Raw genomic sequence first — 3,383 nt, forward strand, 5'->3', positions numbered from 1 at the left:
CCGCTTCGCCGGAGAGGACTTCGAATTCCGCGGCGAGAGCACGGACGCGGGCACACTGCTGATGAGCGGGGCACAGGCGGCGCAGCGCGATCCGCGCGCCTACCCCGGCGGCGAGGTCTTCGACATCACCGCCGCGCACAAGCCGCCGGTCCTGCGGTCCGGCGGCGGACCGCACCACCGCTTGGGCGCACCGCCGGCCCGGCTCGAATTCGCCGGGGCGCTGCCAGTGCCGGCCGGGTGGCTTGAACCGTCCGTCGCCTGCGGACCGTTCAGCTGGCGCCCGGCCATCGGGATCCGCGGACCGAACGAGCTCCCGCCGCGTTCTGGCTGAGCGACCCCACTCCGAAATCCGAAGGGACTTACGTACGCATGCGTATCGACGTCTGGTCTGACATCAGCTGCCCGTGGTGCTACCTCGCCCAGGCCAGGTTCGGCAAGGCGCTGGCCGAGTTCGACCACCGGGACGAGGTCCAACTCGTGCACCGCTCCTTCGAGCTCGGCCCGAAGCTGCGCAGGGGCGACACCGCGCCGATCGTCAAGGTTCTGATGGGCTACGGCATGACCGAGGAGCAGGCCCTGGCCAACGAGCAGAACCTGAGCCGGCTGACCGCCCACGAGGAGCTCGGCTACGTCGTGGACCGCGACCACGGCAGCACGCTCGACATGCACCGGCTGCTCCAGTTCGCCAAGGACAGGGGCCGCCAGCGCGAACTGCTCGGCATCTTCTTCCGGGCGAACTTCGCCGAGCAGCGGTCGATCTACGACGACGACGAGCGGCTGGTCGAACTGGCGACCGAGGCGGGCCTGGCCGCCGACGAGGTTCGCACTGTTCTGACAGACCCGAATGTGTACACTGACTCGGTGCGCGCAGACGAGGCGGAGGCGGCGAGGGTCGGGGCGAAGTCGGTGCCCTTCTACCTGTTCGACGGAAAGTTCTCGCTCGTCGGCGCCCAGCCGATCACCCACTACTCCCGGGCCCTAGAGCGCGCCTGGGTGTGACCGGTCCGGTTCGGTGACGGGGAGTCATGTCGGGGGATACGTCTGGTTTCGCCGTGCTGCTCGGGACCGACTTCGCCGGGAAGTCGACGGCGCTGGCGCAGTTGCGGGCCGGCTCGCCGCCCTGGTGCGTCGTGTCGACCGACCGGGAGTTCCTCGGTCCCGAGCACGCGGCGATCGACGAGATACGCGGCTCGGTCGCCGGCGTGCTCCCGGGCCTCGGCACCGGCTACACCCCGGAGTTCCTGGCCGGGCTGCTCCAGATAGCGGTCCTGCATCTGCGCGACCAGGCGGCCAGGGCCGTCGGCGGCCGGACCGTCGTGGACTCCTACTACTACAAGATCCTGGCCAAGTGTCGGCTCGCGGGGGTCCGCGACAATCCGATGTTCGACTGGTGGCGCTCGTTCCCGCAGCCCAGCCGCGTGGTCTACCTGCGTGTCTCGGAGGAGAGCGCCTGGCGCCGCTGCGGGCGCGGCGCGCGGCTCAACCGCCTCGAATACGAGGGCGGCCGGCCGGGGCGCGACGGGTTCGCGCGCTACCAGCGTGCCCTGGACAAGCTGATGCGCGAGGAGATCCGGCAGCTTCCGGTGACCTTCGTGGACGAACAGGCCAGCCCGCAGCGCACCGCGCTGGCGATACAGGAGGCACTTGCGGATGAAGCTCTCTGACGGCTGGGGCGCGGACGCCGGACGTCCGGCCGGGTACCGGGCGCGGGTGTTCGAGGAGCGGGAGCGGCTGCGCGCGGCCTTCGCGGACCTCGAAGGCAACCAGCGGCGCGTGTTGGAGGACCTGGTCGCGTTCAACGCCGGCACCGGGTTCGGCGCGGCGCACGGCCTGGCGCGGGTGCGCACGCTCGCGGATCTGCGCTCGGCCGTTCCGATCGGCGACTACGCGGCGCACGAGCCGTGGATCGAGCGGGCCGCGGCGGGTGAGCGCAACGTGCTCACGGCCGACCAGCCGGAAGTGTTCTTCACCAGCAGCGGCAGCACCGGCGCGCACAAGAAGATCCCGGTGACGCCCCGCTTCATGCGCACGACCTTCTTCCCGTTCTACTACGCGGCGTGGGCGCCGCTGCTCGAACAGTTCCCCGACGTGATGGACCGGCCGGACGCGGCGTTGAACCTCAAGCACGACCCGCTGTCCGCGCCGCCGACCACCGCCTCGGGCCAGCCGCACGTCGGCGCCAGCCAGGTGGATCTCGGCACCCGGTTCGGCGAGCCGCTGTCGGCGGAACCCGGCGCATTCGCACCGTGGTCCACGTTGCCGGTCCCCGTCGACCCCGCGGATCATCTGGAGCGCGCATACGTGCGGCTGCGGCTGGCCGTGGAGCACGACGTGCGCCTGGTGATCGGGATCAACCCCGCGATGGTCGCGGCGCTGCCGTACCAGCTGCGCCTTTGGTGGGACCGGATCGTCAAGGAGGTCCGCGACGGCACGGTCGGCGGCCTGCCGCACGGCTCGCCCGATCCGGGGCGCGCCGCCGAGCTCGAAACGCTGGCCGAGCGTTTCGGCGCCGTGCGCCCCGCGCTGGTCTGGCCGCGGATGCGCGCGCTGTTCTGCTGGACCACCGGCATGGGCTCGCTCTACCTGCCCCGGCTGCGCGAGGAGTACGGCGTCGCGGTGAGCGCGCTGCCCGCGCCGGTGGCCGCGTCCGAGGGGCCGACCGGCGTCCCGCTCGACCGGCACCGGTCGGCCGGCAGTCTCGTGGCCACCGCGAGCGTGTACGAGTTCATCGACGCCGACGAGGACGTGACCCCCGATGCGCGCACCCTGGAGCCGCACGAGCTGGAATCAGGGCGCGACTATCATGTGATCTTCAGCCACGTCGGTGGCCTGTACCGGTACGCGGTCGGTGACGTCGTGCACGTCGTCGACTCCGTCGGCGGCGTGCCCCGCGTGGAGTACGCCGGGCGCGGTGTGCGCTCCGACGCGGCCGGGGAACGGCTGCGCGACGCGCAGGTGATCCGCGCGCTGCTCGACGCCACCGACAGCGGGGGCCTCGAAGCGTACAACGCATCCTGCCGTGTCGAGTCCGCGCCGGGAGCCGCGCCCGCCTACCGGTTCGCGCTCGCGCCGACCACCCCGTGGACGGCCGAGGAGACCGGCCGATTCACGGACGCGCTCGACCGTGCCCTGTGCGTGCATTCGGGTGATTACCGCCGTGCCCGCGCCGACGGCAGGCTCGGCGCGCCGAGCACGCTGCTGCTGGACGCCGACGCTTTCCACCGCGACTGGCAGCAGAGGGTCGCCGCCGGGGTCCGGCCGACCCAGGTCAAGGACCGGCTTTTCCGCCAGGACGCCGCCCTCTGGCGGAGCCTGACCGGCGAGGAGTCCACCGCGACAACCAAGGAGCACGCGTGACCGAGACGGATGCCGAGTCGTGGGCT

General features: G+C 71.9%; 3 protein-coding genes and 1 pseudogene. All 4 read left to right on the top strand.

Features of this window, described 5'->3' with window-relative positions:
• Positions 1 to 331: pseudogene (locus VGS97_RS21380) on the top strand (cytochrome P450); the annotation flags it as partial.
• Between the two features lie 38 nt (positions 332 to 369).
• Positions 370 to 999 (top strand): DsbA family oxidoreductase, encoded by a 630-nt coding sequence (locus VGS97_RS21385; RefSeq protein WP_326855393.1) that lies wholly within the window; start codon positions 370 to 372, stop codon positions 997 to 999.
• Positions 1,000 to 1,025: 26 nt separating this feature from the next.
• A complete protein-coding gene (locus VGS97_RS21390; protein WP_326855394.1) occupies positions 1,026 to 1,664 on the top strand; it encodes a hypothetical protein in 639 nt (212 codons plus the stop codon).
• Positions 1,651 to 3,357, top strand: a complete 1,707-nt coding sequence (locus VGS97_RS21395; protein WP_326855395.1) for a GH3 family domain-containing protein — start codon at positions 1,651 to 1,653, stop codon at positions 3,355 to 3,357. The genes VGS97_RS21390 and VGS97_RS21395 overlap by 14 nt, the downstream gene beginning before the upstream one ends.
• The last annotated feature ends 26 nt before the right edge of the window (positions 3,358 to 3,383 follow it).

The sequence above is a fragment of the Actinocrinis sp. genome (assembly GCF_035946395.1).
Taxonomy (GTDB): Bacteria; Actinomycetota; Actinomycetes; order Streptomycetales; family Catenulisporaceae; genus Actinocrinis.